This is a genomic window from Gordonia spumicola (assembly GCF_009932475.1).
Classification (GTDB): domain Bacteria; phylum Actinomycetota; class Actinomycetes; order Mycobacteriales; family Mycobacteriaceae; genus Gordonia; species Gordonia spumicola.
In genome coordinates this window covers 1,028,489-1,052,161 of the sequence record NZ_BJOV01000005.1, presented here as the reverse complement: position 1 = coordinate 1,052,161, position 23,673 = coordinate 1,028,489, and the positions used below count along the sequence as shown (strand labels likewise).

General features: G+C 68.6%; 22 protein-coding genes and 1 pseudogene. 10 read left to right on the top strand and 13 right to left on the bottom strand.

Going from position 1 to position 23,673, the window contains the following annotated elements:
• The first annotated feature begins 4 nt into the window (after positions 1–4).
• Genes GYB83_RS16205 through GYB83_RS16195 form a run of 3 tightly spaced genes read left to right on the top strand, consistent with a single transcriptional unit; the run spans position 5 to position 1,677 of the window.
• Entirely contained in the window at positions 5–604 is a 600-nt protein-coding gene (locus tag GYB83_RS16205) for a hypothetical protein (RefSeq protein ID WP_161896443.1), read from the top strand.
• A complete protein-coding gene (locus tag GYB83_RS16200; protein WP_161896442.1) occupies positions 601–1,167 on the top strand; it encodes a hypothetical protein in 567 nt (188 codons plus the stop codon). The genes GYB83_RS16205 and GYB83_RS16200 overlap by 4 nt, the downstream gene beginning before the upstream one ends.
• A gap of 9 nt (positions 1,168–1,176) precedes the next feature.
• Positions 1,177–1,677, top strand: coding sequence for a hypothetical protein (locus GYB83_RS16195; RefSeq protein ID WP_228461533.1), 501 nt, complete (start codon positions 1,177–1,179; stop codon positions 1,675–1,677).
• Between the two features lie 123 nt (positions 1,678–1,800).
• Here GYB83_RS16195 and GYB83_RS16190 read toward each other — a convergent pair whose 3' ends face one another.
• Positions 1,801–2,637 carry a DUF3097 domain-containing protein gene (locus tag GYB83_RS16190; RefSeq protein WP_161897547.1) on the bottom strand — a complete coding sequence of 279 codons (837 nt, stop codon included), beginning with the start codon at positions 2,635–2,637 and terminating at the stop codon, positions 1,801–1,803.
• Between the two features lie 120 nt (positions 2,638–2,757).
• On the opposite strand from GYB83_RS16190, the gene GYB83_RS16185 reads away from it, so the two are divergent.
• Both GYB83_RS16185 and GYB83_RS16180 read left to right on the top strand, forming a co-directional pair.
• Positions 2,758–3,528, top strand: coding sequence for an Rv1486c family protein (locus GYB83_RS16185; protein WP_161896440.1), 771 nt, complete (start codon positions 2,758–2,760; stop codon positions 3,526–3,528).
• A gap of 70 nt (positions 3,529–3,598) precedes the next feature.
• Positions 3,599–4,384, top strand: a complete 786-nt coding sequence (locus tag GYB83_RS16180; protein ID WP_161896439.1) for a nucleotidyltransferase domain-containing protein — start codon at positions 3,599–3,601, stop codon at positions 4,382–4,384.
• Between the two features lie 2 nt (positions 4,385–4,386).
• On the opposite strand, the gene GYB83_RS16175 is transcribed toward GYB83_RS16180, so the two are convergent.
• The 8 genes from GYB83_RS16175 to GYB83_RS16140 form a co-directional block, all read right to left on the bottom strand.
• Positions 4,387–5,457, bottom strand: coding sequence for a ferrochelatase (locus GYB83_RS16175; protein WP_161896438.1), 1,071 nt, complete (start codon positions 5,455–5,457; stop codon positions 4,387–4,389).
• A 1-nt stretch (position 5,458) separates the two neighbouring features.
• On the bottom strand, positions 5,459–6,292 hold the full coding sequence (gene inhA / locus GYB83_RS16170; protein ID WP_161896437.1) for an NADH-dependent enoyl-ACP reductase InhA: 834 nt from the start codon (positions 6,290–6,292) through the stop codon (positions 5,459–5,461).
• Between the two features lie 48 nt (positions 6,293–6,340).
• The gene (gene fabG1 / locus GYB83_RS16165; protein WP_161896436.1) at positions 6,341–7,072 is read right to left on the bottom strand and encodes a 3-oxoacyl-ACP reductase FabG1; all 732 of its coding nucleotides are present in this window, start codon (positions 7,070–7,072) and stop codon (positions 6,341–6,343) included.
• A gap of 66 nt (positions 7,073–7,138) precedes the next feature.
• A complete protein-coding gene (locus GYB83_RS16160) occupies positions 7,139–8,131 on the bottom strand; it encodes a VWA domain-containing protein (protein ID WP_161896435.1) in 993 nt (330 codons plus the stop codon).
• A complete protein-coding gene (locus GYB83_RS16155; RefSeq protein WP_161896434.1) occupies positions 8,128–9,069 on the bottom strand; it encodes a DUF58 domain-containing protein in 942 nt (313 codons plus the stop codon). The genes GYB83_RS16160 and GYB83_RS16155 overlap by 4 nt, the downstream gene beginning before the upstream one ends.
• Positions 9,056–10,198, bottom strand: a complete 1,143-nt coding sequence (locus GYB83_RS16150) for an AAA family ATPase (protein WP_161896433.1) — start codon at positions 10,196–10,198, stop codon at positions 9,056–9,058. The genes GYB83_RS16155 and GYB83_RS16150 overlap by 14 nt, the downstream gene beginning before the upstream one ends.
• Before the next feature lie 101 nt (positions 10,199–10,299).
• Positions 10,300–11,736 (bottom strand): NlpC/P60 family protein, encoded by a 1,437-nt coding sequence (locus GYB83_RS16145; protein ID WP_228461531.1) that lies wholly within the window; start codon positions 11,734–11,736, stop codon positions 10,300–10,302.
• A 285-nt stretch (positions 11,737–12,021) separates the two neighbouring features.
• Positions 12,022–12,606 carry an Rv1476 family membrane protein gene (locus tag GYB83_RS16140; protein WP_186349795.1) on the bottom strand — a complete coding sequence of 195 codons (585 nt, stop codon included), beginning with the start codon at positions 12,604–12,606 and terminating at the stop codon, positions 12,022–12,024.
• A 265-nt stretch (positions 12,607–12,871) separates the two neighbouring features.
• Here GYB83_RS16140 and acnA point away from each other — a divergent pair, with 265 nt between their 5' ends.
• Together acnA and GYB83_RS16130 are read left to right on the top strand one after the other, a co-directional pair.
• Positions 12,872–15,670 carry an aconitate hydratase AcnA gene (gene acnA / locus GYB83_RS16135; protein ID WP_161896431.1) on the top strand — a complete coding sequence of 933 codons (2,799 nt, stop codon included), beginning with the start codon at positions 12,872–12,874 and terminating at the stop codon, positions 15,668–15,670.
• Positions 15,671–15,673: 3 nt separating this feature from the next.
• Positions 15,674–16,243, top strand: a complete 570-nt coding sequence (locus tag GYB83_RS16130; RefSeq protein ID WP_161896430.1) for a TetR/AcrR family transcriptional regulator — start codon at positions 15,674–15,676, stop codon at positions 16,241–16,243.
• Between the two features lie 77 nt (positions 16,244–16,320).
• Here the strand turns inward: GYB83_RS16130 and GYB83_RS16125 are convergent, their stop codons facing one another.
• The 3 genes and pseudogenes from GYB83_RS16125 to GYB83_RS23680 all read right to left on the bottom strand — a co-directional run.
• Positions 16,321–16,950 carry a hypothetical protein gene (locus GYB83_RS16125; RefSeq protein WP_161896429.1) on the bottom strand — a complete coding sequence of 210 codons (630 nt, stop codon included), beginning with the start codon at positions 16,948–16,950 and terminating at the stop codon, positions 16,321–16,323.
• A gap of 92 nt (positions 16,951–17,042) precedes the next feature.
• Positions 17,043–19,529: an ATP-binding protein gene (locus tag GYB83_RS16120; protein WP_161896428.1), complete on the bottom strand. Its 2,487-nt coding sequence runs from the start codon at positions 19,527–19,529 to the stop codon at positions 17,043–17,045.
• Between the two features lie 26 nt (positions 19,530–19,555).
• Positions 19,556–19,825: pseudogene (locus GYB83_RS23680) on the bottom strand (AfsR/SARP family transcriptional regulator); the annotation flags it as partial.
• 149 nt (positions 19,826–19,974) lie between these two features.
• On the opposite strand from GYB83_RS23680, the gene GYB83_RS16110 reads away from it, so the two are divergent.
• The 3 genes from GYB83_RS16110 to GYB83_RS16100 all read left to right on the top strand — a co-directional run bounded on the left by GYB83_RS16110 (position 19,975) and on the right by GYB83_RS16100 (position 23,053).
• On the top strand, positions 19,975–21,516 hold the full coding sequence (locus tag GYB83_RS16110; protein ID WP_161896426.1) for an acyl-CoA synthetase: 1,542 nt from the start codon (positions 19,975–19,977) through the stop codon (positions 21,514–21,516).
• Between the two features lie 92 nt (positions 21,517–21,608).
• The gene (locus GYB83_RS16105) at positions 21,609–22,454 is read left to right on the top strand and encodes an MSCRAMM family protein (protein ID WP_161896425.1); all 846 of its coding nucleotides are present in this window, start codon (positions 21,609–21,611) and stop codon (positions 22,452–22,454) included.
• Entirely contained in the window at positions 22,454–23,053 is a 600-nt protein-coding gene (locus GYB83_RS16100) for a class F sortase (protein ID WP_161896424.1), read from the top strand. Before GYB83_RS16105 ends, GYB83_RS16100 begins: the two co-directional genes overlap by 1 nt.
• Here the strand turns inward: GYB83_RS16100 and GYB83_RS16095 are convergent.
• Entirely contained in the window at positions 23,014–23,646 is a 633-nt protein-coding gene (locus GYB83_RS16095; protein WP_161896423.1) for a TetR/AcrR family transcriptional regulator, read from the bottom strand. The two genes, GYB83_RS16100 and GYB83_RS16095, sit on opposite strands and share 40 nt — an antisense overlap.
• Between the last annotated feature and the right edge of the window lie 27 nt (positions 23,647–23,673).

Genomic DNA, 23,673 nt, shown 5'->3' with positions numbered 1-23,673 from the left:
TTTCATGTTCGTCGTCACCGTCGATCAACGCAGCAGCCGCACCGACCGCGACCGAGTCCCCGATGTGCTCGCGGCGTACGCCGACGTCCCGACCGTCCGGCCGTTCGATCGCACGGCGGGCGACGAGCTCCAGGCCGTCTTCGACGACGCAGCCGCAGTCGTTCCCGTCGCCCTCGATCTCGCGTCGTCCGGCCACTGGTCGGTCGGAATAGGCGTCGGCGGCGTCGACCTCCCGCTGCCGGAGACGACGCGCGCGGGCCGCGGGCAGGCTTTCGAGAACGCCAGGGAGGCCGTCGAGGCGGCCAAACGCGACCGACGACGATTCCGCGTCGTCGGCGCGTCGCCGTGGACCGCTCACGCTCAGACCGCGGCGGCGCTGCTCCTCGACACCATGTCGTCCCGGTCGGACGCAGGCCGAGAGGCGGTGGCGCTCATGCGGACGGGTGTACCGCAGACCGTCGCGGCGTCGTCGCTCTCGATCACGCCGCAGGCCATGTCCGCGCGACTGCAGGCCGCGGGCTGGGACGTCCAACTGCCGGGCGAGGCACTCGTCGCCGCGGCTCTCGACGCGGCGACGCTCGACACGGGCATGGCCGACCGGTGATCACCGTCGTCCTGCTGGCCGTCTCAGCCGTCGTGGCGAGCGTCGGATCGGCGTACCGTGCCCGTCGCGCCGCCGATCCGACCGTGTCCGACACGTCGGTCCTTGTCATCGACTTCGCAACGTCCGCGGCCGTCGTCGTCATGCTGATCGCGGGTGCGATCGAAGCCGCCGTCGCCGGGCCGATGGACGGTCCGGGGCTCGTCGTCGGCTACGTGGCGACGGTCCTTGCGGCGGCGATCACCGGCAGCAGCGTGGTCCGCCTCGTGCTGGCGGCCGGAGGCATCCCCACCCGCGCCGACAATCGTGACGACGACGCCTCGACCACCGGAGTCCCGCCGCTACGAGGCGGTCGCATCATCGGCGTCCTGGAGCGGACGGGCGTCGCGGCCTGTCTGCTCATCGGCTGGCCGGCGGGCATCCCGGTGATCCTCGCCGTCAAGAGCCTCGCCCGCTTCTCCGAACTGCGCGCACCGCACGCCAGCGAACAGTTCATCCTCGGAACGTTCGCCTCCGTCCTGTGGTCGTGCGCCGTCGCCGGGATCGGGTATCTGCTCGGCGTTTAGGGTGGTGTGGTGAGCACCCAGATCGAGATCCTCGGACGTTGGACCACGACTCTCCCCGGCGACGTCGCCGCACGGCTGGCGGTAGCAGCGCAGGGTGGCGAGTACGCCGTCCTGTACTCCGATTCAGACACCTGGGACGCACTCGCATTCGCCTACGACGAGAAGTCTGCTCTTCGCGCCGCCACGCTGATCGCGCATCTCGCGGCCATGCCCGAGCATCTGCGAATCGGCGGCGACTCCATCCTCGCAGGCGCCGACACCGACCACCCTGGCGTCGAGTGGATCGCTCCGACCGAGGTCGTCGACGACCCCGACCCGGCCGTCCGCCTGACCGGACCCGGCACCCGGCGCCTGTGGGCGTTGCCGAGCACCGACGGCGAGGTCCTAGGCCTGCTCAATCCGGACGAGGAGCCGCGCGACATCGCCGAGTTCGTGTCGACGAGCGCGGCCGACGCGTTCATCGCCTTCCTCGACGCGATGCTCGGCGACCGGGCCTACGGCGAGAAGTAGCCGCGCCTCTCAACGTTCCCCGATTTCAGCCGATCGAGGCCAAAACGTCGACGAGCCGCCGGAATCGGGGAACCTCAGCCGCGCCATGCTTTTCAACACCCGAGGTCTGCGGGAATCACCCGACTAGCTCGTGACGTCGGGTCCGACGGTCACGAAGTCGATCAACTCCTCGACGCTGCGCAGCAGCGGCACCTCGATGTCGCGGTAACTCTCGACTCCGGCCAACACCCGCCGCCAGCCGTCGCGCGGGTGGCCCCAGCCGAGTTCACGGCAGATGCCGGTCTTCCAGTCGGTGCCGCGCGGAATCGTCGGCCACGACCGGATGCCGACCGACGCGGGCTTCACCGCTTCCCACACGTCGATGTACGGGTGACCGCAGACCAGCACGTTCGCACCGACCTCTTCGGTCAGCCGCGCCTCCTTCGAACCCGCGACGAGATGATCGACGAGCACACCGGCACGACGATGCGGTGCGGGCTGGAACTCGGCGAGAGCGTCGTCGAGGTTGTCGAGGCCGTCCAGACTCACCACCACCACGCCCTCGGCGCGCAGGTCGTCGCCCCAGACCCGTTCGAGCAGTGTCGCATCGTGCACGCCTTCGACGAAGATCCGGCTCGCGCGCGCGGTGCGAGCGCGCTGCTTGGGCAGTGCGCGAGAACCCGATGCGGTCCGAATAGTCGACGGTTCATTCGGGCCGCGTCCCTTCGGCCGGACCAACGTGACCGGCTTGCCGTCGATGAGGAACGCCGCCGGATACATGTGGAACACACGCGTCCTGCCGTGCCGGTCCTCCAGCCGCACCATGTCGCCCGCATAGCTCTTCTCCATGCCCACGACGGCACCGCAGAAGCCGGTCCCCGCGTCTTCGACGACAAGATCCCGTTCGGCCGCCACTTCGGGAGCCTTCGGCTTCGCTCTGCGCGGCGACGCCAGCACGTCGCGGCCGTATCGATCGTCCATCACGGTCGTCCAGCCTAGTCGTGTGCTCCCGCGGCACCTCTCGTCGACGCTCATCGGCGCGTCGATGAGCCTCAACCAGAAATGCCGCGGGAGCCGATGTGCGCGTACCGTGGGCTGGTCATGACTTCTTCACCTGTGTCCACCCTGCGTGCGTGGCCCGTGTCGGCCCTCGCGGTGTGGGCCGCGGCCCGCGCCGCCGGGCGATGCGCGCCCGACGACGTCCTGCACACCCTGCACGACTATTCACAGGCGCACGAACTGGACGGTCTCATGTCCGGAGACGTCCTCGATCTTCTCGACGTCGTCTCCGGCAACGCACACCTCGCGGTGCGCATGCCGTCGCCGGGCGACGCTCAGGGCCTGCCGCCGGGCACCCCCGACGGCGCGGAAGTCCTGCTCATCGACGACCGCCCGCTCGGCTCGGAAGGCCCGACGGCCGCCCTCGCGCTGACCGCTCGCGGCACCGCCGAACGCTGCCGGTGGGAGCTCTCCCGAGTGCCCACACCGCTGGCGGTGGACCGCCTCTCGTCCGACCTTCCGCTCGGCGAGCTCGAATACGAGCTGCGCGAGGCCGTCGGCGAAGCCGCACAACTCATCGCGGGCCTGTCCGGTGCACGAGCGTCCTCCCCGGCCGACCTACGCGATGCGCTCGCGGCACTGACGGAAGCGCGACGGATCGACCTGCCGCCGCACGAGCACCCGCGTGTGGACAGGGTTATCACCAGCGCCGCCCAGATCGACGCGATCATCGATCTCGCAGGCGTCGGCGCGCTCGGCGTCAGCGGCGCCCAGACCGACGTCGCCGATCATCGTCTCCGCAGGCTGACCGCCCTGACGCGCACGGCGCGGACGGCCGCGATCAACACCCTCATCACCGACTACCGCCGATAATTCGCTCGTCACGAGACGACAAGATCCGTAGCCTCGTCGATTCCATCACGAATCGAGAAGAGGAAGGCCCATGTCGAATGTCGAGTACGGCGACCCCGCCGTCGTCCTGCCGAACGAGGTACTGCGCACCGTGGTCGGAAGCGGTGTGCACGGAATCGCTGTCGCAGGCACCGACGATCACGACGAGATGGGCGTGTACGTGGAACCGCCCGCCCATGTCCTCGGACTCGGCAACCACCGCGACGACTACATCTGGCGTACCCAGCCGGAGGGCGCCCGAAGCGGGCCCGGCGACACCGACCTCGTGGTCTATTCCCTGCGCAAGTACCTCGCGCTGGCTATCAAGGGCAACCCGACGGTCATGCTGCCGTTGTTCGCGCCCGACACCGCGGTCGTCGTGCGGACGACCCTCGGCGACGAACTGCGGTCTATGCGCTCGCAGTTCCTCTCACTCGCAGCTGTCGAGCGCTTCCTCGGGTATATGCACGCGCAGCACGAGCGGATGCTGGGCACGTCGAACCGGAAGGCTCCGAACCGCCCCGAGCTCGTTGCGAAACACGGCTGGGACGTCAAGTACGGCAGTCATGCACTCAGGCTGGCCTATCAGGGCCACGAGATGACCGCGACCGGTCACCTCAGCCTGCCGATGCCGGACGAACAGCGGGCACGGGTGCTCGCCGTCAAACGCGGCGAGATACCGCGCGAAGAGGTGTCGGCCGAGGTCGGAAGGCTGGAACGAGAAGTCCGGGACCTCCTCGACACCGAGCGGTCCCCGCTGCCCGCGCGCGTCGACCTCGACGCGGTGAACGCGTGGTCGGTCGACGCCCACCGCAGGCATTGGGGATGGACCGGCTGAACTCAGCGGGCGGCGGCGGGACGACGGACCGGCACGCAGCAGTCGGGACGGCAGACCGTGCCGTTGTCGCCGCAGCCGAGGGCGGTGAGGTCTCCCCCGCCGTCGACGTACCGCTCGACGAGGTCGGCGACCATCGCGATGAATCGCCGCGACGTTCCCGCGGTCGCGACTCGCACGTACTCCATGCCGAGTTCGGCGGCGAGGTCCGCGGCTTCGGAGTCGAGGTCCCACACCACTTCGAGATGGTCGGAGATGAAGCCGATCGGGCACACGACCACCCGGTCCACGCCGTCGGCGGACAAGGCCCGCAGATGATCGCAGACATCGGGCTCGAGCCACGGCACCTGCGGAGGACCCGACCGTGACTGCCAGACGACGTCGAACTCATCGACGCCGCACAGTGCGGCGACGGCGGCGGACGCGTCGGCGACCTGACGCGAGTACAGGCGTCCTCCGTCGGACGCGGGGCCCGCGGCACGGTCGGCCGACTCGGGGATCGAATGAGCGGTGAACACCAGACGCGGCGCGGGACCGTCACCGAACCCGTCGAGCGCCTCGCTCACCGCGTCGGCGACGGCGTCGCGGAACGCGGGCTCCTCGGCGAACTGCGGGAGCTTGCGGAGGAGCACCCCTCGATCACGCTCCGGGGCGAGGGCCATCTGAATGTCTTCGTGGTACTGACGACAGCCGGAGTAGCCGCCCCACGCCGACGTCGGGAAGACGAGGATGCGGCGGTGGCCGTCGTCGACCATCGCCGACACCGTGTCGGCGGCGAGCGGATGCCAGTTGCGGTTCCCGAAATAGATCGGCAACCCGGTCCGACCGCGTCGATCGAGCTCGGCGCGGAGCGCGTCGATCATGTCGAGGTTGAGTCGGTTGATCGGTGACACGCCGCCGAAATGCAGGTAGTGCTGGACCACCTCGTCCAACCGTTCCGCGGGCACGCCGCGACCGCGGGTCACGTTCTCCAGGAAGGGACGGACGTCGTCCGGCTTGTCCGGGCCGCCGAAAGAGAGGAACAGCACCGCGTCGAACGAGTCCGACGAGGTGCTGTCCGCGAGTTCGGGCGCCACGTCAGCCGAGGAAGCTGTCCGGGAACCAGGTGTTGTGGCTGGCGCCGCCGTCGACGTACACGATCGACCCGGTGGTCGCGGGAAGGAAATCCGAGAGCAGGGCGCACACGCTGGTGCCGACGACACCCGGGTCGTCGACGTTCCAGCCGATCGGCGACGCGCCGTCCCAGTACTCGTTGAGCATGTTCAGCTTCTTGGCGTCGTCGGTCGCGGTTCCCGAGATCGCCTTCGCGGCGAGCGTCTTGATCGGGCCCGCCGCCACGAGGTTCGAGCGGATGCGCTTGGCCTCGCCGACCTCACGTGCGACGTAACGGTTGACCGACTCGAGGGCGGCCTTGGCGACGCCCATCCAGTTGTAGTCCGGCATCGCCGTGCGCGGGTCGAAATCCATGCCGACGATCGAGCCGCCCTCGTTCATGGCGGGCAGTGCCGCGCGCGCGAGCGACGCGTAGCTCCACGCCGAGATCTCGAACGCGCGCGAGACGTCCGGGCCCGGACCCTCGAGGAACGGCACCGCGTCGGGACCCATCAGGGTCTTCGGCGCGAACGCGATCGAGTGGACGAGGCCGTCGATGCCCTGCGGTGCGAGTTCCCGGACCTTGTCCGCGAGGGCGCCGAGGCTCTCCTCATCGGTGACGTCGAGCGGGATCGCCGGCGGGACCTCCTGCGGGAGACGCTTGGCGATACGGTCGATGAGGCGCAGACGCTCCGGGATGCCGGTGATGATCACCGTCGCACCCTGTTCCTGCGCCACCTTGGCGGTGTGGAACGCGATCGACGCGTCGGTGATGATGCCGGTGACGAGAACCGTCTTGCCTGCGAGGATGCCGGTCACTTCAGATGCTCCTAAACGAGAATGTGGATGGTCGGTGACGCGAGGAGCTCAGTGGCCCATGCCCATGCCGCCGTCGACGGGCAGCACCGCACCGGTGATGTATCCGCCCTGATCGGAGGCGAGGAAGCTGATCGCGGCGGCGACGTCCTCCGGCTTGCCTGTCCGGCCGAGCGGAATCGCCTGCTTCGCCATGTCGATGTAGCGGTCCTCCATCGCGGCGGTCATGTCGGTCTCGATGAAGCCGGGCGCGACGACGTTCGCGGTGATGTTGCGCGAGCCCAGCTCACGGGCGATCGAGCGGGCCAGGCCGATCAGGCCCGCCTTCGACGCGGCGTAGTTCGCCTGGCCGGGGATGCCCGACATCGCGACGACCGAGCCGAGGAAGATCATGCGGCCGAACTTGGCGCGCTGCATGCCCTTGGTCGCGACCTTCGCACAGCGGTACGCGCCGGTGAGGTTGGCGTCGATGACATTGGAGAAGCTCTCCTCCGAGAGACGCATCAGCAGCATGTTGTCGGTGATGCCCGCGTTCGCGACGAGCACCTCGACGGGTCCCTGATGCTCGGCGACCTCGGCGAACGCACGCTCGACCGAAGCACTGTCGGTGACGTCGCACTGGACGCCGAACAGGCCCTCGGGGGCTCCCGAACCGCGGTGGGTGACGGCCACCTTGTGCCCGTCGGCCGCCAGCCGCTGGGCGACCGCCAGTCCGATGCCGCGGTTTCCACCGGTCACGAGGACCGAACGCGAAGTCTGCTCGGGAGTGTTCTGCTCTGCCATGGTTGATCAACCTATCTCAGCGAAGTGTCCGACCGCCAAAGACGGCCGACGTCGGGCGGTCGGGGGTCAGGGAAGTCGACGATTCAGGAACAGCGCCGCGACGGAACCGATGATCGCGAGCAGCGTCCCCGCGATGAGCCACGGCCGCGAGTTGTCCCCGCGCTGCCGCTCGTATCCGATCTGCTTCTGCAGGGTCGCGTACACCTTGTTCAGCTCGTCGAGACTGGACGCGGTGAAGAAGTCGCCGCCCGACAGGTTCGCGATGGTGTGCAACGACTTGTCGTCGACGGGGACGTCGACGGTCTCGGTGTTGCCGTTGGGGCCCTCGATGTCGACCGTGCCCGTCATGGTGCCGAACGAGATGGTGGAGATCGGGATCCCCTTCTCCTTCGCCTTGCGCGCGGCCGTGAACCCGCCGCGCGGATCGTCCGGGTCGGACGGGACGGTCTGTTTGCCGTCGGACAGCAGCACGATCCGGGCCGGCGGGGCGGCGTTGTCACCGCCGAGGGCGGCGTTCAACGTCTGGATCAGTTGCAACGCCGCGAAGATGCCCTCGCCCGTAGCCGTCTTCTCCGCCAGCTTCAGATTGTCGAGCGCCTTCTTCGTCGCGTCGTGGTCGGGCGTCGGCGACACCAGCGTGGACGCGGTGCCGGCGAACGACACGAGACCGAGGTTGATGCCGTCGGTCAGATCGTCGGCGAACCTCTTGCCCGCGGCCTGGGCCGCCTGCAGTCGAGTGGGCGCGACGTCGGTCGACTTCATGGACTGCGACACGTCGACGACGAGCACCACCGTCGCCCGGTTGCGGGCCACGTCGCGTTCGGCGATCGGGCCGGACATCGCGATCGTCAACAGCAGCAGACCGACGGCCAGGATCGCGAACGGCACGTGACGGAAACGGTCCCGCTGCCCGGTCGACACCGACTTGAGGACGTCGAGGTTCGCGAACCTCAACGACCGCGCGGTACGACGCCGCAGCACGAACACGTACGCCGCGACGAGCGCCAGGACCAGCAGGATCGACGCGAGCCACCACGGATGGGCGAACCAGTCGCTCATCGAGCCACCCCCGCCGCCATGCCGCGGCGGCGCTCGCCGACGAAACGGACGGTGTCCACGAGCCAGTCGCGGTCGGTCCGCAACGACAGGACCGGTCCACCGCTGCTTCTGAACGCCTTCTGCACCTGCATCCGGTGCGCCTCGGCCGCGGCCGCGTAGTCGGCGCGCAGGCGAGGCGTCGCGTCGACGTCGAGCAGTTCCCCCGACTCGGCGTCCCGCAACGTGAGTTGCCCGACGTCCGGCAGTTCGACGTCGCGGGGGTCGAGGACCTCGATGCCGAGGAGTTCGTGATGGGCGCCTATCGCCCGGAGCGAGCGCGACCAGTCGATGGGGCCGAGGAAGTCGCTGACGACGACGGCGAGCCCACGGCGGCGCATGGGCCTGCGCAACGCCTCCAGCCCGGCGTCGAGGTCGCCCCGGACACCCGGACTGCTGCGCGTGGTGGTCGCGACGGCCTTGAGGAGTGCGCGATCGTGTGCTCGACCCGACCGGGCGGGCAGCCGGACGATGTCGTCGCCCGTCACGATGATCGCACCGTGGCGGTTGCCGCCGCCCGCCGTCAGGTGGACGACGGCCGCACACGCGGCGACTGCGAGGTCGCGTTTGGTCCGCGACCCCGACCCGAAGTCGAGACTCGCCGACGCGTCGACGACGAACCACGTCTCCAGTTCGCGGTCGGCGATCATCTGCCGAACGTGCGGCGTCGACGTGCGAGCCGTCACCGACCACTCCATCCGACGGATGTCGTCGCCCGGCTGATAGGGACGGGCCTCCCCCGGCTCCGATCCCGGGCCGGGGATGAGGCCGAGGTGTTCGCCCTGGAGGACGCCGTCCAGCTTGCGTCGGACGGTCAGTTCGAGCGACTTCAGCGCCGCCGTGAGCTGTGGATCGTTGAGGGTGCCGTCGTGGAACGACGGGAGGCCGCTATCGGCCGACATGACCCTGCTGTTCCGGCGCCTGCGGCTGCGGCATCTGGACCTGCTGCGTGGCCTGCGTCATCGACACCGGAGCAGGCTGCTGCACCGGTGCGGGCTGCACGGGAGCGGGCTGGCCCGGTTGCGGCACCGGGGCGGCGCTGACCTGTGGGAGACCGACGGTCTGAAGGATGCGCGTGATGATCTGCTCGGCGGTCACCTCGTCGGCGAGAGCGTCGTAGCTCAACACGAGACGGTGCCGGAGCACGTCCGGGATCACCTCGACGACGTCCTGCGGGATCACGTAGTCGCGGCCGTTGATCAGGGCGAGTGCGCGGGCCGCGGCGACGATGCCGAGGGTGGCGCGCGGCGACGCTCCGTAGGCCAGCCACTGCTCCACGTCGCTCAGGCCGACCTCGGCGGGACGACGGGTCGCGTTGATCACGCGGACCACGTAGTCGACGAGCGCATGATGCACGAACACGTTCGCGGCCTTGCGCTGCAGCAGCAGGGTGGTCTCCGGGTTGAGCACCGGAGTCGCCGACGGCGGCGTGTTGCCCATCCGGTAGACGATCTCGCGCTCCTCCTCGACCGACGGGTAGTCGACGATCACCTTGAACAGGAAGCGGTCGCGCTGCGCCTCGGGCAGCGGGTAGACGCCCTCGTTCTCGATGGGGTTCTGCGTCGCCATCACCAGGAAGGGCTCCGGCATCGGGTACGTGGTTCCGCCGATCGACACGTGCCGCTCGGCCATCACCTCGAGGAGCGCCGACTGCACCTTCGCGGGTGCGCGGTTGATCTCGTCGGCGAGCAGGAAGTTCGCCACCACCGGGCCGAGTTCGGTGTCGAACTCTTCACGGCCCTGACGGTAGATGCGCGTGCCGATGAGGTCGGTCGGCACCAGGTCGGGCGTGAACTGGACGCGCGAGAAGCTGCCGCCGATCACCGTGGCGAACGTCTCGACCGCCAGCGTCTTGGCGACGCCCGGCACGCCCTCGAGCAGAATGTGTCCCTTGGCGAGGAGTCCGACGAGGATGCGTTCCACGAGTTTGTCCTGGCCGACGATCACCCGCTTGACCTCGTACATCGCACGTTCGAGGAGCTTGGTGTCCTCCGCCGTGAGAGCCAGATCCGGACTGTCCGTTGAAGTCAAGCCTTTACTCCTGAAGATCGTCGCGTTCTCGTCGCTCACCACAGTAGCCTCTCGACTGCGCTCGATGAGCGACCAAGGGGGCTCGATGAGCGACCACGGGGTCAGAGCAGGCGCACGACCATCGGCATCGCACCGTCGGTGCGGACCGGGGAGATCTTCACGACGTCGCCCGACTGCGGCGCCTCGATCATCGTCCCGTCGCCGAGGATCAGCGCGACGTGTTCGCTCGCATTGGGACCGAAGAAGATCATGTCGCCGCGGCGCATCTGAGAGAGCGGCACCTGGGGCCCGGAGGTGTACTGGTACCCGGTGTAGTGCGGCAGGTCGATGCCGACGCCCGCGAAGCCGTAGATCATCAGACCCGAGCAGTCGAAGCCGACCTTCTGGTAGTCGCCGTAGCTGTCGGCCACACCGCCGTCGCGGATGCCGAGCGTCGGGCCGTTGGCGTCGCCGCCGCCCCACGCGTACGTCACGCCCAACTGCGACTTCATGCGGTTGATGACGAGTTCGATCGCCTGCGGTCCGCGCAGCCCCGGATTGGTGATGCCCTGCGTGCCGGGCACCCCGTTGTTGCCGCTGAACAGGCTGCCCAGCGATCCCGTTCCCAGGCGGCTGAACGTGTTGTCCTCACCCTGCGAGAACGGGTTGGTTCCACCGATGCCGAGTTCGTCGAGCAGTTTGGAGTGCGGGATCTGCTGCTGACCGATCAGGCTCGCCAGCAATGCCTGGCCGGTGTCGGATGCGAGCTGGGCGGCGGCCTGCGCCGCCTGGGCCAGCGCGTCGTCGCCCGCGACGGGCCTTCCGGGGATCGACTTCACGGCCTTGTCGACGCCGTCGGCGATCACACCGGGCAGTGTGGAGCCCTTCGACGACGGTGCGTCCACCTGACTCTTCGGCACGCCTTTGAGCTTGGCGAGCCGCGTCGCGAGGACATCCCGCTGGCGGAGTAGGTCGGCACGCTTGGCCTGCTGGTCGCGGACCGCGTTCTGCGCCTGCTTGTACGCGCTGACGGCGCTGTCTCGACGTTCGGAGGCGTCCTCCGCCGCGGCCTTGGCCTGCAGCTTGGTCGCCTCCGTCGCCGCGACACGGTTCGCCTGCTGATTGCGTGCCACCTGGAGTCGACGGATGACGCCCTGCTGCTGGCGGGTCACCTGATCGACAGCCGTCATCTGGTCCAGGACCTTCTGCGGGTCGTCCGACGCCACGTAACGCGTCATGGCGCCTTGGTTGTCGCCCTGCCGGTACACGGAGCGGATGAACTTGTCGAATTCGCGCTGGGCTTCTTCGACGAGTGCTCCCACCCGATCGAGCGACGCCTTCGCCCCGCGGTTGGCCGACACCGCGACCTGCTGCGCGGCCACGGCGTTCTGGAAGTCGACGAGCGACCGGTTGACGTTCTCCTGTTTCACGGCGACCGCGCTCGACAGGTCCGACAACGTCTGGTCGACGTCGGCGATGTTGTTGATCAATGCCGCGATCGGATTGGACTGGTTCGGTTCGGCGAGCGCTGGTCCCGCCACCATCAGTCCGGCGAGCATGAAAGCGCTCGCAGTGAATCCGCGTGTCGTCCATCGCGTGCTCGTATCAGCTCGCATGTACTGTGATCTCCCTCAACATCCGTCCCCCGCACACCATAAGTGTCCCCTGCACCGTACGTCACAGCAGACGCTCGGGAAACTGTGGTCACAGAATTACAAAGGCGTGATTACCTGCGGAAACACCGAGTGAGCAGCACTAAAGGGACGACAGTCGGTGTCGTCACAGTTGGATAACGAACCCCTACGACGGGTGTCAGCCGAACGGATGCGTCGAGGGAGGGGAAGTCAGGCCTTGGTCGCGGCCTCGTCGTCGACGGCCTGCACAGCGTTAGACTCGGCCTCGTCGACGTCCGACTTGCGCAGACCTCGGACGCGGGCGATCACCGCGCCGATGACGACCACGACGATCAGCGCGATCGTGGCGAGCGTCCAGTCGACGTTCGGATCGATCGCCTTCTCGTAGATCTCGCGCGCCTGCTGCGCAGGCGCCGCGCCCGAATGGGCCTCCGACGTCGCGTCTTCGAGCTGCACGCGGGAGAAGTCGGTGGACGATGTGCCGAGATTGCCGCCGGGACCGAAGACGAGGACGGTTCCGCCCGTCGACTCCTGCAACACGTGAGCAACGTCGCGGTACACGGTGAACGGGGCGAACTGCTGATCGGTGACGACCACGAACAGATCGTGACCGTCGGCCTTCGCCTGGGCGACGAGCTTCTTGAGCTCGGGGGCCTGATCCTCGGGTGCGTACACGCCCGTGGCCTTCAACTGCTTGACGATCGCCGGCATGTCGAGGCTCGCCCACTTGTCGGCGGGACGACCGCCGACCGGATCGGGGGAGGCTACGGTGAACACGACCGGGTCCGGGCTCATGGTCTCTTCTTCGTCCTCGTCGTCAAAGCGGGCCCTCGTCGGCAGGAGAGCACTGTCGGGTCGAAGGATACGGCAGATGTCCTCCCCGACCGCGCTCAGGTGAATTCGGCGCGTCGAGATAGCGGGGAACGCACGAACCAGTACGCACGTACTGCTAACATGGAGACGTGGCGACGCGGGCCGGCCCGTCCGCAGGTCGCGACACTTCACAAACTTCCGTCGACGCAGCCCGTCGGCGGCCAGCAGAGATCAGAGTGGAGCACACGTGAGTATCAATTCGTTCGGCGCCCGCGGCACCCTCGAGGTCGGTGAGAACTCGTACGAGATCTTCCGCCTCAACGCCGTGCCCGGCACCGAGAAGCTGCCCTATGCACTGAAGGTCCTCGCCGAGAACCTCCTGCGCACCGAAGACGGCGCCAACATCACCAGCGAGCACGTGAACGCCCTCGCGAACTGGGACCCGTCGGCCGACCCGAGCATCGAGATCCAGTTCACCCCCGCGCGTGTCCTCATGCAGGACTTCACCGGTGTGCCCTGTGTGGTCGACCTCGCCACCATGCGTGAGGCCGTCGCCGCCCTCGGTGGCGACCCGAACAAGGTGAACCCGCTGTCGCCCGCCGAAATGGTCATCGACCACTCGGTGATCCTCGACGTGTTCGGCACCGCGGACGCCTTCGAGCGCAACGTGGAGCTCGAATACCAGCGCAACGGCGAGCGCTACCAGTTCCTCCGCTGGGGCCAGGGCGCGTTCGACGACTTCAAGGTCGTCCCCCCGGGCACCGGCATCGTCCACCAGGTCAACATCGAGTACCTCGCGCGCTCGATCATGGTCCGCAACGGCCAGGCCTACCCCGACACCTGCGTCGGCACCGACTCGCACACCACCATGGAGAACGGTCTCGGCGTCCTCGGCTGGGGCGTCGGCGGCATCGAGGCCGAGGCAGCGATGCTCGGCCAGCCGGTCTCCATGCTCATCCCGCGCGTCGTCGGCTTCAAGCTGACCGGCGAGATCAAGCCGGGCGTGACCGCGACCGACGTCGTCCTCACCGTGACGGACATGCTCCGTCAGCACGGTGTGGTCGGCAAGTTCGTCGAGTTCTACGGCAAGGGCGTCGCCGAGGTGCCGCTCGCCAACCGCGCCACCCTGGGCAACATGAGCCCCGAGTTCGGTTCGACCTGTGCGATCTTCCCGATCGACGGCGAGACCATCAACTACCTGCGCCTCACCGGTCGCGACGACGAGCAGCTCGCTCTCGTCGAGGCCTACGCCAAGGAACAGGGCATGTGGCACGACGTCGACAACGAGGCTCAGTACTCCGAGTACCTCGAACTGGACCTCGGCACCGTCGTCCCGTCGATCGCGGGCCCGAAGCGCCCGCAGGACCGCATCCTCCTGTCGGAGTCGAAGGTCGCGTTCCGCAAGGACATCCACAACTACGTGGAAGAGGGCAACACCCCCGCCCACACGCAGCTCGACGAGGCCGTCGAAGAGTCGTTCCCGGCGTCCGACCCGGCCGCGCTCTCCTTCGCCGACGACGGCGCGGTGAACGTCCAGTCCGCCGCCAACGGCGCTGAGGGCCGTCCGAGCAAGCCGATCAAGGTCACCACCGCCGACCGCGGCGAGTTCGTGCTCGACCACGGCGCCGTCGCGGTCGCCGGCATCACCTCGTGCACCAACACCTCGAACCCGTCGGTCATGATCGGCGCAGGCCTCCTGGCCCGCAACGCTGTCGAGAAGGGCCTCGTGTCCAAGCCGTGGGTCAAGACCAACATGGCTCCCGGCTCGCAGGTCGTCACCGACTACTACGAGAAGGCCGGCCTCTGGCCGTACCTGGAGAAGCTCGGCTTCCACCTCGGTGGTTACGGCTGCACCACGTGCATCGGCAACACCGGCCCGCTGCCGGAGGAGATCAGCGCCGCTGTCAACGACAACGACCTGACCGTCACCGCCGTGCTCTCGGGCAACCGCAACTTCGAGGGTCGCATCTCCCCCGACGTCAAGATGAACTACCTGGCCTCGCCGCCGCTGGTCATCGCCTACGCCCTCGCCGGCACCATGGACTTCGACTTCGAGTCGCAGGCCCTCGGCCAGGACACCGACGGCAACGACGTCTTCCTGAAGGACATCTGGCCGTCCGCCCAGGAGATCGACGACACCATCAAGTCGGCGATCAACCAGGACATGTTCCGCAAGTCGTACCAGGACGTGTTCGCCGGTGACGAGCGTTGGCAAGGTCTGAGCACCCCCGAGGGCGACACCTTCGCATGGGACGAGAAGTCGACCTACGTCCGCAAGGCTCCGTACTTCGACGGCATGACGCTCGAGACCACCCCGGTCAGCGACATCAAGGGCGCACGCGTCCTCGCCCTGCTCGGCGACTCGGTCACCACCGACCACATCAGCCCGGCCGGCCCGATCAAGCCCGGCACCCCCGCCGCGCAGTACCTCGACGCCAACGGTGTGGCCCGCAAGGACTACAACTCGCTCGGCAGCCGTCGCGGCAACCACGAGGTCATGATCCGCGGAACGTTCGCGAACATCCGCCTGCAGAACCAGCTGCTCGACGGCGTCTCGGGCGGCTACACCCGCGACTTCACGCAGGAGGGCGGCCCGCAGTCGTTCATCTACGACGCGTCGGTCAACTACAAGGAAGCCGGCATCCCGCTGGTCGTCCTCGGCGGCAAGGAGTACGGCTCGGGCAGCTCGCGCGACTGGGCAGCCAAGGGCACCGTCCTGCTGGGTGTGAAGGTCGTCATCACCGAGTCGTTCGAGCGCATCCACCGCTCGAACCTCATCGGCATGGGCGTCGTCCCGCTGCAGTTCCCGGCGGGCGAGTCGGCCAAGACCCTCGGCCTCGACGGCACGGAGACGTTCGACTTCGTCGGCATCGAGAAGCTGAACGAGGGCGTCACGCCGAAGACCGTTCAGGTCACCGCGACCAAGGAGAACGGCGAGAAGGTCGAGTTCGACGCGGTCGTCCGCATCGACACGCCCGGTGAGGCCGACTACTACCGCAACGGTGGCATCCTGCAGTACGTCCTGCGGAACATGATCAAGAGCTGATCAATGCCACGGGTCAGCGATGACCGGCTCGCCGCGCGTCGTCGGGAGATTCTCGACGGCGCGCGGCACTGTTTCGCGCAGTACGGCTACGAAGGCGCCACCGTGAAGCGGATGGAGGAGACCACCGGGTTGTCCCGGGGTGCGATCTTCCACCACTTCAAGGACAAGGAGGCGTTGTTCCTCGCGCTCGCGAGGGAGGACGCCGACCGGATGGCCGACGTCGCGGCACGACAGGGCCTGGTCCAAGTGATGCGCGACATCCTCGCGCGCCCCAAGGACTTCGACTGGTTGAGCACCCGTCTGGAGATAGTCCGCAAGGTGCGCAGCGATCCAGGGTTCCGCAAGGCGTGGGAGTCGCAAGCCGCCGATCGGGAGGCGGCCACCCTCGCCCGTCTGGAACGCAAGCGCGAGGCGGGCAGCCTGCGCAACGACGTGGAGCCCGAGGTCTTGGTCACCTACCTCGACGTGATCCTCGACGGCATCGTCACCCGACTCGCCTCCGGGCAGTCGACGGACGATCTGCACGCCGTCCTCGATCTCGTGGAGGCGTCGGTGCGCAAGCCCGCGCAGTAGAAGCACGAACGACTGTGCCGTCGATCGTGACCAGTATGTGGTCACGATCGACGGCACAGTGCGTCGGTACGTCTGGTCTATCGGGTGCGCTCGGGATGCAGTGCCAGCATGACGCCGAGGGCGGCGTAACCCAGCACCACCTGAGCGACCATGCCGATCTCACCGACCGTGCCGAGTCCCATCAGCGGGATCCCCCAGATCAGCCAGCTCTGTGCGAACAGCGTCTGCCACCGCAGCGCACCCTGCCACCGTCCGGCGATGGCGACGCGGACGCCGATGATCATCATGCCGAGCATCGACAGCGGCCAGCACGCGTCGAAGACCGCCCAGATCACCGACCCGTGGAGGAGGACGAACGTGTCGAGCACCGTCGAGACGACGGCTCCCGCCAGCAGCGCGTACTCGACGCGGTACCCGATGGTCGCGAGCCGACGCGCCGATCCCGGCTTCGACATGGCACCGGCACGCTCCTGGACTCGCAGGAGCATCATCAGGGCCCCCTGGAACACGAGAGCTGCGACGCCGGCGAGAACCGTCTTCCAGCCGAAGTCGACGACCTCGCCGAACACCGCGGTGGCCGCGGCCCAGAGTGGGGAGGCGACGGCGAGCGTGATGCCGAGGGCACGGACCCGAGCGGCGTCGACAGGGGCCGACCGGGCGCCCGTCGGAGCGTCGGAGTCGTGGTGTGCGGTGTCGAGAACAGTCATCGGAGGGCCTTCCTGTCGGACGTCGGACGACGCCGGTGATCGAGTGACGACAGGATGCGACGACTCGGTTGAAATCGGCTTGAAGCCGAGCCTCAACCGGTGACGAACCGCGCGACGAGCGTCGACACGTCTCCCCTCGACAGGACGGCTCCGGCGGCCGCGTCGCGCTCGAGTCGGTCGGCGTCGATCCCGGCGCGGATCTCGGCGCCGTACCGTGCCATGTCGATCGGATCCATGTTCTCCGGGTCGTACCCGGTGAGTTCGGTCCGGTGTCGGACGACGCCGGTGAGCAGGCCCGCACCCGTCGCCTCCCCCGATGCGAACGCCACATAGGCGATCGTCGAGACGCCGACCATCCACGACGTGAGGTCGTACGACCGCTCACACGCCTCGATCATCCGACCGAGCAGCGGCCTGGCGCCCGCGAGATCGCCGACCGATATCCGACTCTTCGCGAGAATCCAGCACCCGGACGCGAGGAGCCAGTCGTAGCCCGAGTCGCTCGCGATACGGATCGCCTCCGACAGGTGCAGCTCGGCCGCCGCCGCGTCGCCCGACCGCAGGCCCGCGGTCCCGACGGCGAGCTCCAGCTCGCCGAGGGCGTCGCTGTCGCGGCCCGTGTCGACGACGCCCCGCGAGACGGTCGCGAACGTGGCGGCGATGTCGACGGCGCCTGCCCCGGCGTAGAAGAACGCCAGCATCGTCGCGGCTTCGGCGACCGCGCCGCGGTCGACGGCGTCGTCCGGATCCGGACCGAGCTCGTCGAGCGCGGACTGCAGTCGCTGCAGCGAGTCGAAGATCGTCGGGCCGTCGCCCGCCAGATAGGCGATGAGGTTGCGGCCCGAGAGCACGCGGATCCGGAGCGCCGCCGACGACGAGTCCGCGGCGTCCGACACCACGGGCGCGAGGAGACGGACGCCCTCGTCGATGAGACCGCGGCGGAACCAGAACCAGTGCAGGTCTCCGACGATCCTGAGGTAGACGTCGATGTCGGCGTCGCGGCAGTGGGCCAGCGCGGCCCGGACGTTGGGCAGTTCCGCCTCGATCCGCCGCATCCACGTGATGCAGTCCGGTCCGCGGAGGCCGGGATAGGCGTCGCCCGCCAGCGCCCGGATCCACTCGACGTGCGCGCTGACGGCGGCCGAGCGCACGTCGCCGGGGATCTCGCCCGCCGCGTACTCGCGGAGCACCTCGAGCATCTGATAGCGACGCGGGTCGCCACCGACCACGGTCACCAGCGATGCATCGACGAGCGCGGCGAGGTCGACGAGGACATCGAGGCCGCGCCCCGAGACGGCGGCCGCGGCGTCGAAGTCGAAGCCGCCCTCGAAGATCGCCAGCTGCTGCATCAGCGTCTGCTGCGACGGTGCGAGGGCGGTGTACGACGCGTCGATGACCATCCGCATGCTCAGGTGCCGCCCCCGGGTGCGCGACGATCGAGCCTTGAGCAGGGCGAATCTGTCGTCGAGACGGTCGAGGAGTTGCGTGACGGACAGGACACTGGTGTGCGCCGCCGCGAGTTCCAACGCGAGCGGCAGGTTGTCGAGGGCCTCACACAGTCGTCGGACGTTCTCGCGTTCGGATTCCCCGACGGGTTCGGCGCTGCGCTCGTAGAACAGGTCCGTTCCGTCGACGAGCGGGCTCAACGGGTGCACCCGCTCCCCCTCCGCTCCGAGTGCCACGCGGCTCGTCGCGAGGATCCGGAGCCCGGGGCACTCGCGCAGCAGCTTCTCGGCGACCACGGCCACGGATTCGACGAGGTGTTCGCAGTTGTCGAGGACCACAAGGCATCGGCGGTCGCGCAGCATCGCGCCGACCATGTCGACGCCGCCCTGTGCGGTCAGCCCGAGCACGTTGACCAGCGCATCGGAGATTCCGGGGGTGTCGTGCACGCCCGCCAGTTCGACGAACCACGGTCCGTCGGCGTCGTCCGAGTCGTTCGCGACACGCTGCGCGACCCTGGTCTTTCCGACGCCTCCGGGACCGGTGAGCGCGACGAGGCGATGCTCGTCGACCTGACGCGCGACGGCGGCCACAGCGGCGTCCCGTCCGATGAGCGTGGTCAGCTCCGCGGGGACGTATCGCGTCCTGCGGGTCGGCTTCTCCGGGGTGCGCCGCGGGATGAGCACCGGGTCGTGGCGGAGCATCTTCTCGTACAACGCCGTGAGGCCCGGGCCCGGCTCGGCCCCGAGCTCGTCGGCCAGCACAGCACGAGCACGGCGAAACGTCGCCATCGCCGCAGCCTGCCTGCCCGCCCGGTACTCGGCGAGAGCCAACAGCTCCCACGCACGTTCGAGCAGCGGTTCACGCTCGACGATCGACCGCAGCTGCGCCGCGGCCGCGTCGTGGTCCCCGAGGTCCGAGACGGTCCCCAGCCTGTCGAGGATCACCGCGTCGCGTCGTCCGTGCAGACCGGCGGCGGCGAGCGCCGCGAAATCCCATTCGACGACATCGGCGAACGCGGGACCCCGCCACAGGGCGAGCGCGTCGTCGAAGAATCGGACGGCCCGCTCGGGCTCGTGCCTCTCGGCGGCCGCACGACCCGCGGTGACCAGGTCGTCGAAGGTCGCCGCGTCCACCGTGACGGCGTCGCGTAGCCGACGGCGTTCCGTACGAGGACGGTGGGCTGCGCCTTCGCGTGCGCGGGTTCGAGGACGCGCCGCAGCGTCGACACATAGCCGTGCAGGGTCGACACCGCCGACTTCGGCGGGGAGCCGCGCCACAATTCGTCGATCAGGACAGCCTCGGGCACGGTCTCGCCCGCCGCGTCGATCAACCGGGCGAACAGCGCCCGCGGCAGCGGGCCGCCGATGGAGGTCTCGACGCCGTCGACCCTGACCTGTAGCGGGCCGAGCACGTCGACGTCGATTCGCATGCGCTCCAGAATAGTTCGGCCCAGATCGCCCCATCGACGTTCACCCGATCGACCGACCGACGGGCCGATGAGTCCTGAGGCCCGAACCCACGGCGAGCGAACGAGCGCTCGGTTACCGTCGGAGTGACCACGACTGTGAGGAGCGACACGTGTATCCAGGCACCCACGCCGAGACGTCCCCCGACAAGCCCGCCGTCATCCGGCCGACGACGGGCGAGATCGTCACCTACCGGCAGTTGACCGACAATTCGACGCGGATGGCGAATCATCTGCGCGGGCTCGGCCTCGCGGTCGGCGACACGGTCGCGATCGTCACCGACAACGATCTCCGCGTCTTCGACGTGTACTGGGCCGCCATCCGCAGCGGTATGTACGTGACCGTCGTGAACAACCACCTGACGGCGCCCGAGGTGAACTACATCCTCGACGACTGCGACGCGAAGGTCCTGTTCGCGGCCGCGAACGTGGCGCCTGCCGTCGCGCTGTCCCACGAGATCGACGCGTTGTCGTCACCCGACCGGCGCATCGCGTGGGGCGGACCGATCGACGGCTTCCTCGACTACGCCGACGTGCTGGCACAGGCGTCCGACGCCCCGTTGGCCGACCAGCCGCGAGGCACCGACATGCTCTACTCGTCGGGCACCACCGGACGGCCGAAGGGCATCAAACCGACGCTGCCCGGCACCGAGATCACCGAGTCGCTCGACCTGATATCGCAGGTCTTCGGCCCCGTGTACGGCTTCGGCGCCGACACCGTGTACCTGTCGCCCGCGCCCGTCTATCACGCCGCGCCGCTCCGCTACTGCGCGATGGTCAACACCCTCGGCGGCACGGTGGTCCTGATGGACCGATTCGAACCCGAGGCCGCCCTCGACCTGATTCAGCGCTATCGCGTCACCCACAGCCAGTGGGTGCCGACGATGTTCGTGCGCATGTTGAAGCTGCCCGCCGAGGTCCGTGCGTCCTACGACGTGTCGAGCCTTCGGGTCGCGATCCACGCGGCCGCACCGTGCCCTGCCGAGGTCAAGAAGGCGATGATCGAGTGGTGGGGCCCGATCGTCAACGAGTACTACGCCGCGACCGAGGCCGCCGGCGTCACCCTGATCAGCGCCGCCGAGGCCCTCGAACGGCCCGGATCGGTGGGACGCGGCGCGCTCGGCGTGATCCACGTATGCGGGGACGACGGGCTCGACCTGCCGGCGGGTGAGGTCGGAACCGTCTACTTCGAACGTGAAGCGATGCCGTTCCAGTACCACAACGACCCCGCGAAGACCGCCGCCGCACAGCATCCGCACCACGACAATTGGGCCACCACCGGCGACCTCGGCTACCTCGACGACGACGGATATCTGTATCTCACCGACCGCAAGGCATTCATGATCATCTCCGGCGGAGTGAACATATATCCGCAGGAGGCCGAGAACGTCCTGATCAACCATCCCGCGGTGTACGACGTCGCGGTGATCGGGCTGCCGGACGACGACCTCGGCGAGGTCGCCGCCGGGTTCGTCCAGCTCGTGGACGGCGTCGAACCGTCCGATGCCCTCGCCGAGGAGCTCGCGGCCTTCACGCGCGCCGAACTCGCCGCGTTCAAGGCGCCGCGGAGCATCTCGTTCATCGACGAGCTCCCCCGCACCCCCACCGGCAAGCTCGTCAAGGGTGACCTTCGCAAGCAGGTGCTCGGCCTCTGATCGAGGAAGTCGAGTAGTCGACTACTCGACCCGGTCGCGGCTCCCGGGGCGACGATGGCGAGGAACCGTCCATCCTCGTCCCGGGAGCCGTCATGATCCGCTTCATTCGCGCACTGCTCGCCGTCGTCGCTGTGACGGCGACGGCGTTCGCGCTCGTCTCATCGCCCGCGCTCGCCGTACCCGATCTCGAGCAATCGGTGCCGCCCGGCGTCGAGCTGCCGAACGTCGAGCCGAACGTCGTATCTCCTGTGGTCCCCGGGCCGGGAGATCCCGCGTCGCCCGAGGAGCCCGGCCCGCAGTCCACCACCGGCTCCCTATCGGTCAGCGCAACCGACTCGACGACCGGATCTCCGGTCACCGGGGCGTCGTTCTCCCTGTCCACCGGCGAGTCGGGGGTCACCCCGGGCACCGTGTCGGGTCTCGCGGCGGGCTCGGTGACGGTGACGATCACCGCTCCGACCGGAATGAGCGTCGTCGGCAGTGCCAGCCAGACCGCGACCATCGTCGCCGATCAGACCGCCTCGGTAGCCTTCCAGCTGGCGTCGACGGCGGCCTCCTCGTCGTCGTCCTCGTCACCGGCACCCGGACCGACGGACACGGGCACGTTGACGATCGTGAAGCAGGACCGTGTGAGCGGCGCGGTCCTCGCGGGCGCGACGTTCGGCGTCACCGACTGCTCCGACAAGCCGATCTCCTCCGTCACTACGGGTGCCGGTGGCACCGCGTCGCTGACGGTGCCCGTCGGCTGCTACCGAGTGTTCGAGACGGCGGCGCCTGCCGGCTACTTCACCGATGCGACGATCGGCCAGGCCTCCGTCGTCAAGGACGGAGTCGCGACCCTCGCCATGTACGACACTCCGATCCACGTCATCGTCATCGAACGCGACCCGGGCAACCGGATCCCGATCAGGTCCATTCCGTCCGGAAGGATCTTCTGATGACGCCGATCGTGCGGCGCGCTGTCGCCGCCACCGTGACCGCGGCCGCCCTGATCGTGACGACGGCGTGCGGATCGTCCGACAGCGGGTCGTCCGACGCCCAGCAGAATCTGAAGCCGCCCTTGTCCGCGCACTCGTCGGAACCCTCGACTCCAGTGTCGCTGACGCTTGCTGGAGCAACGGCTCCGACGACATCCGTCGCGACCGACGTGTCCGGCGCCCTGCTGCCGCCGCAGGACGTCAGCAAGCTCGGATGGTGGGTCGACTCGTCGCTGCCCGGCTCGGGTGCGGGCACCGTCGTCGTGACCGGTCACGTCGACGACGTGAACCAGGGAGCGGGCTTCGCGGCCAAGTTCGCCGACTTGAAGGTCGGCGACACCGTCGAGGTGACGACGACCGACGGCGGCAAGCACACCTACCGGGTCACGTCGACCGACCACAAGAACAAGGAGGGTTCCGGCAGCTCCGGTCTTCCTACGTCCGAACTGAACAGGCAGGACGGTCCGGAGACCCTCGCACTCGTCACGTGCGGCGGCCCGTTCGTCGGCCCGCCGCTCGGCTACCGCGACAACGTCGTCGTCTTCGCCACACCGGTCTGAAGACCCGGCATCAGGAATCGTTCGAAGTGGGCCTCCACCGCGGCCCGGTCGTCGGGGTCGACGACGCGGCCGGGGTACATGCCGAGGCTGATCAGGACGCGGGCGACCCACTCGCTCGCCTCGTCGAGGTCGACGTCGGCGGAGATCTCTCCGGTCGCCGCGGCCTCGTCGAGGTAGCCGCGCCAGAACGCGGCCAGATCGGGGACGATACCCTGCACTCCGACGCCGACGCAGGCCGCGAAGTCGGCGGCCTCCGTGGTGCGCAGACGCATCAGGATGGTGCCGGGGTCGTCGTACGCGCGCCTGCCGATCTGGACGCCGAGGGCGAGTCGACGGGTGAGTCCCCGGACCTGCGAGATCTCCGCGTGCGCGAGAGCCCACGACGACTCGATCAACCTCATGATCACGGCTCCGACCAGCGCAGACTTGTCCGGGTGATGTCGGTACAGCCAGGCGCGGGACACTCCTGCCCGGTCGGCGACCGCCCGCATCGTCGTGGCGCGGATACCCGATTCGGTGACGAGCGCGGTCGCGGCGTCCAGGATCCTGGCCGCCGTGCCGGAGTCGTCGTCGGGTGTCGTCTCGATGACCATGCGGGGTCACATTACCCGGAATCAGTA

What these genes read in the sequence shown, in the direction of transcription:
- GYB83_RS16205 (WP_161896443.1), top strand. Translation starts at nt 5, where the DNA reads ATGTTCGTCGTCACCGTCGATCAACGCAGCAGCCGCACCGACCGCGAC.
- GYB83_RS16190 (WP_161897547.1), bottom strand. Translation starts at nt 2,637, where the DNA reads ATGGACGATCGATACGGCCGCGACGTGCTGGCGTCGCCGCGCAGAGCG.
- GYB83_RS16185 (WP_161896440.1), top strand. Translation starts at nt 2,758, where the DNA reads ATGACTTCTTCACCTGTGTCCACCCTGCGTGCGTGGCCCGTGTCGGCC.
- GYB83_RS16180 (WP_161896439.1), top strand. Translation starts at nt 3,599, where the DNA reads ATGTCGAATGTCGAGTACGGCGACCCCGCCGTCGTCCTGCCGAACGAG.
- fabG1 (WP_161896436.1), bottom strand. Translation starts at nt 7,072, where the DNA reads ATGGCAGAGCAGAACACTCCCGAGCAGACTTCGCGTTCGGTCCTCGTG.
- GYB83_RS16160 (WP_161896435.1), bottom strand. Translation starts at nt 8,131, where the DNA reads ATGAGCGACTGGTTCGCCCATCCGTGGTGGCTCGCGTCGATCCTGCTG.
- GYB83_RS16155 (WP_161896434.1), bottom strand. Translation starts at nt 9,069, where the DNA reads ATGTCGGCCGATAGCGGCCTCCCGTCGTTCCACGACGGCACCCTCAAC.
- GYB83_RS16145 (WP_228461531.1), bottom strand. Translation starts at nt 11,736, where the DNA reads ATGCTCGCCGGACTGATGGTGGCGGGACCAGCGCTCGCCGAACCGAAC.
- GYB83_RS16140 (WP_186349795.1), bottom strand. Translation starts at nt 12,606, where the DNA reads ATGAGCCCGGACCCGGTCGTGTTCACCGTAGCCTCCCCCGATCCGGTC.
- GYB83_RS16130 (WP_161896430.1), top strand. Translation starts at nt 15,674, where the DNA reads ATGCCACGGGTCAGCGATGACCGGCTCGCCGCGCGTCGTCGGGAGATT.
- GYB83_RS16125 (WP_161896429.1), bottom strand. Translation starts at nt 16,950, where the DNA reads ATGACTGTTCTCGACACCGCACACCACGACTCCGACGCTCCGACGGGC.
- GYB83_RS16105 (WP_161896425.1), top strand. Translation starts at nt 21,609, where the DNA reads ATGATCCGCTTCATTCGCGCACTGCTCGCCGTCGTCGCTGTGACGGCG.
- GYB83_RS16100 (WP_161896424.1), top strand. Translation starts at nt 22,454, where the DNA reads ATGACGCCGATCGTGCGGCGCGCTGTCGCCGCCACCGTGACCGCGGCC.
- GYB83_RS16095 (WP_161896423.1), bottom strand. Translation starts at nt 23,646, where the DNA reads ATGGTCATCGAGACGACACCCGACGACGACTCCGGCACGGCGGCCAGG.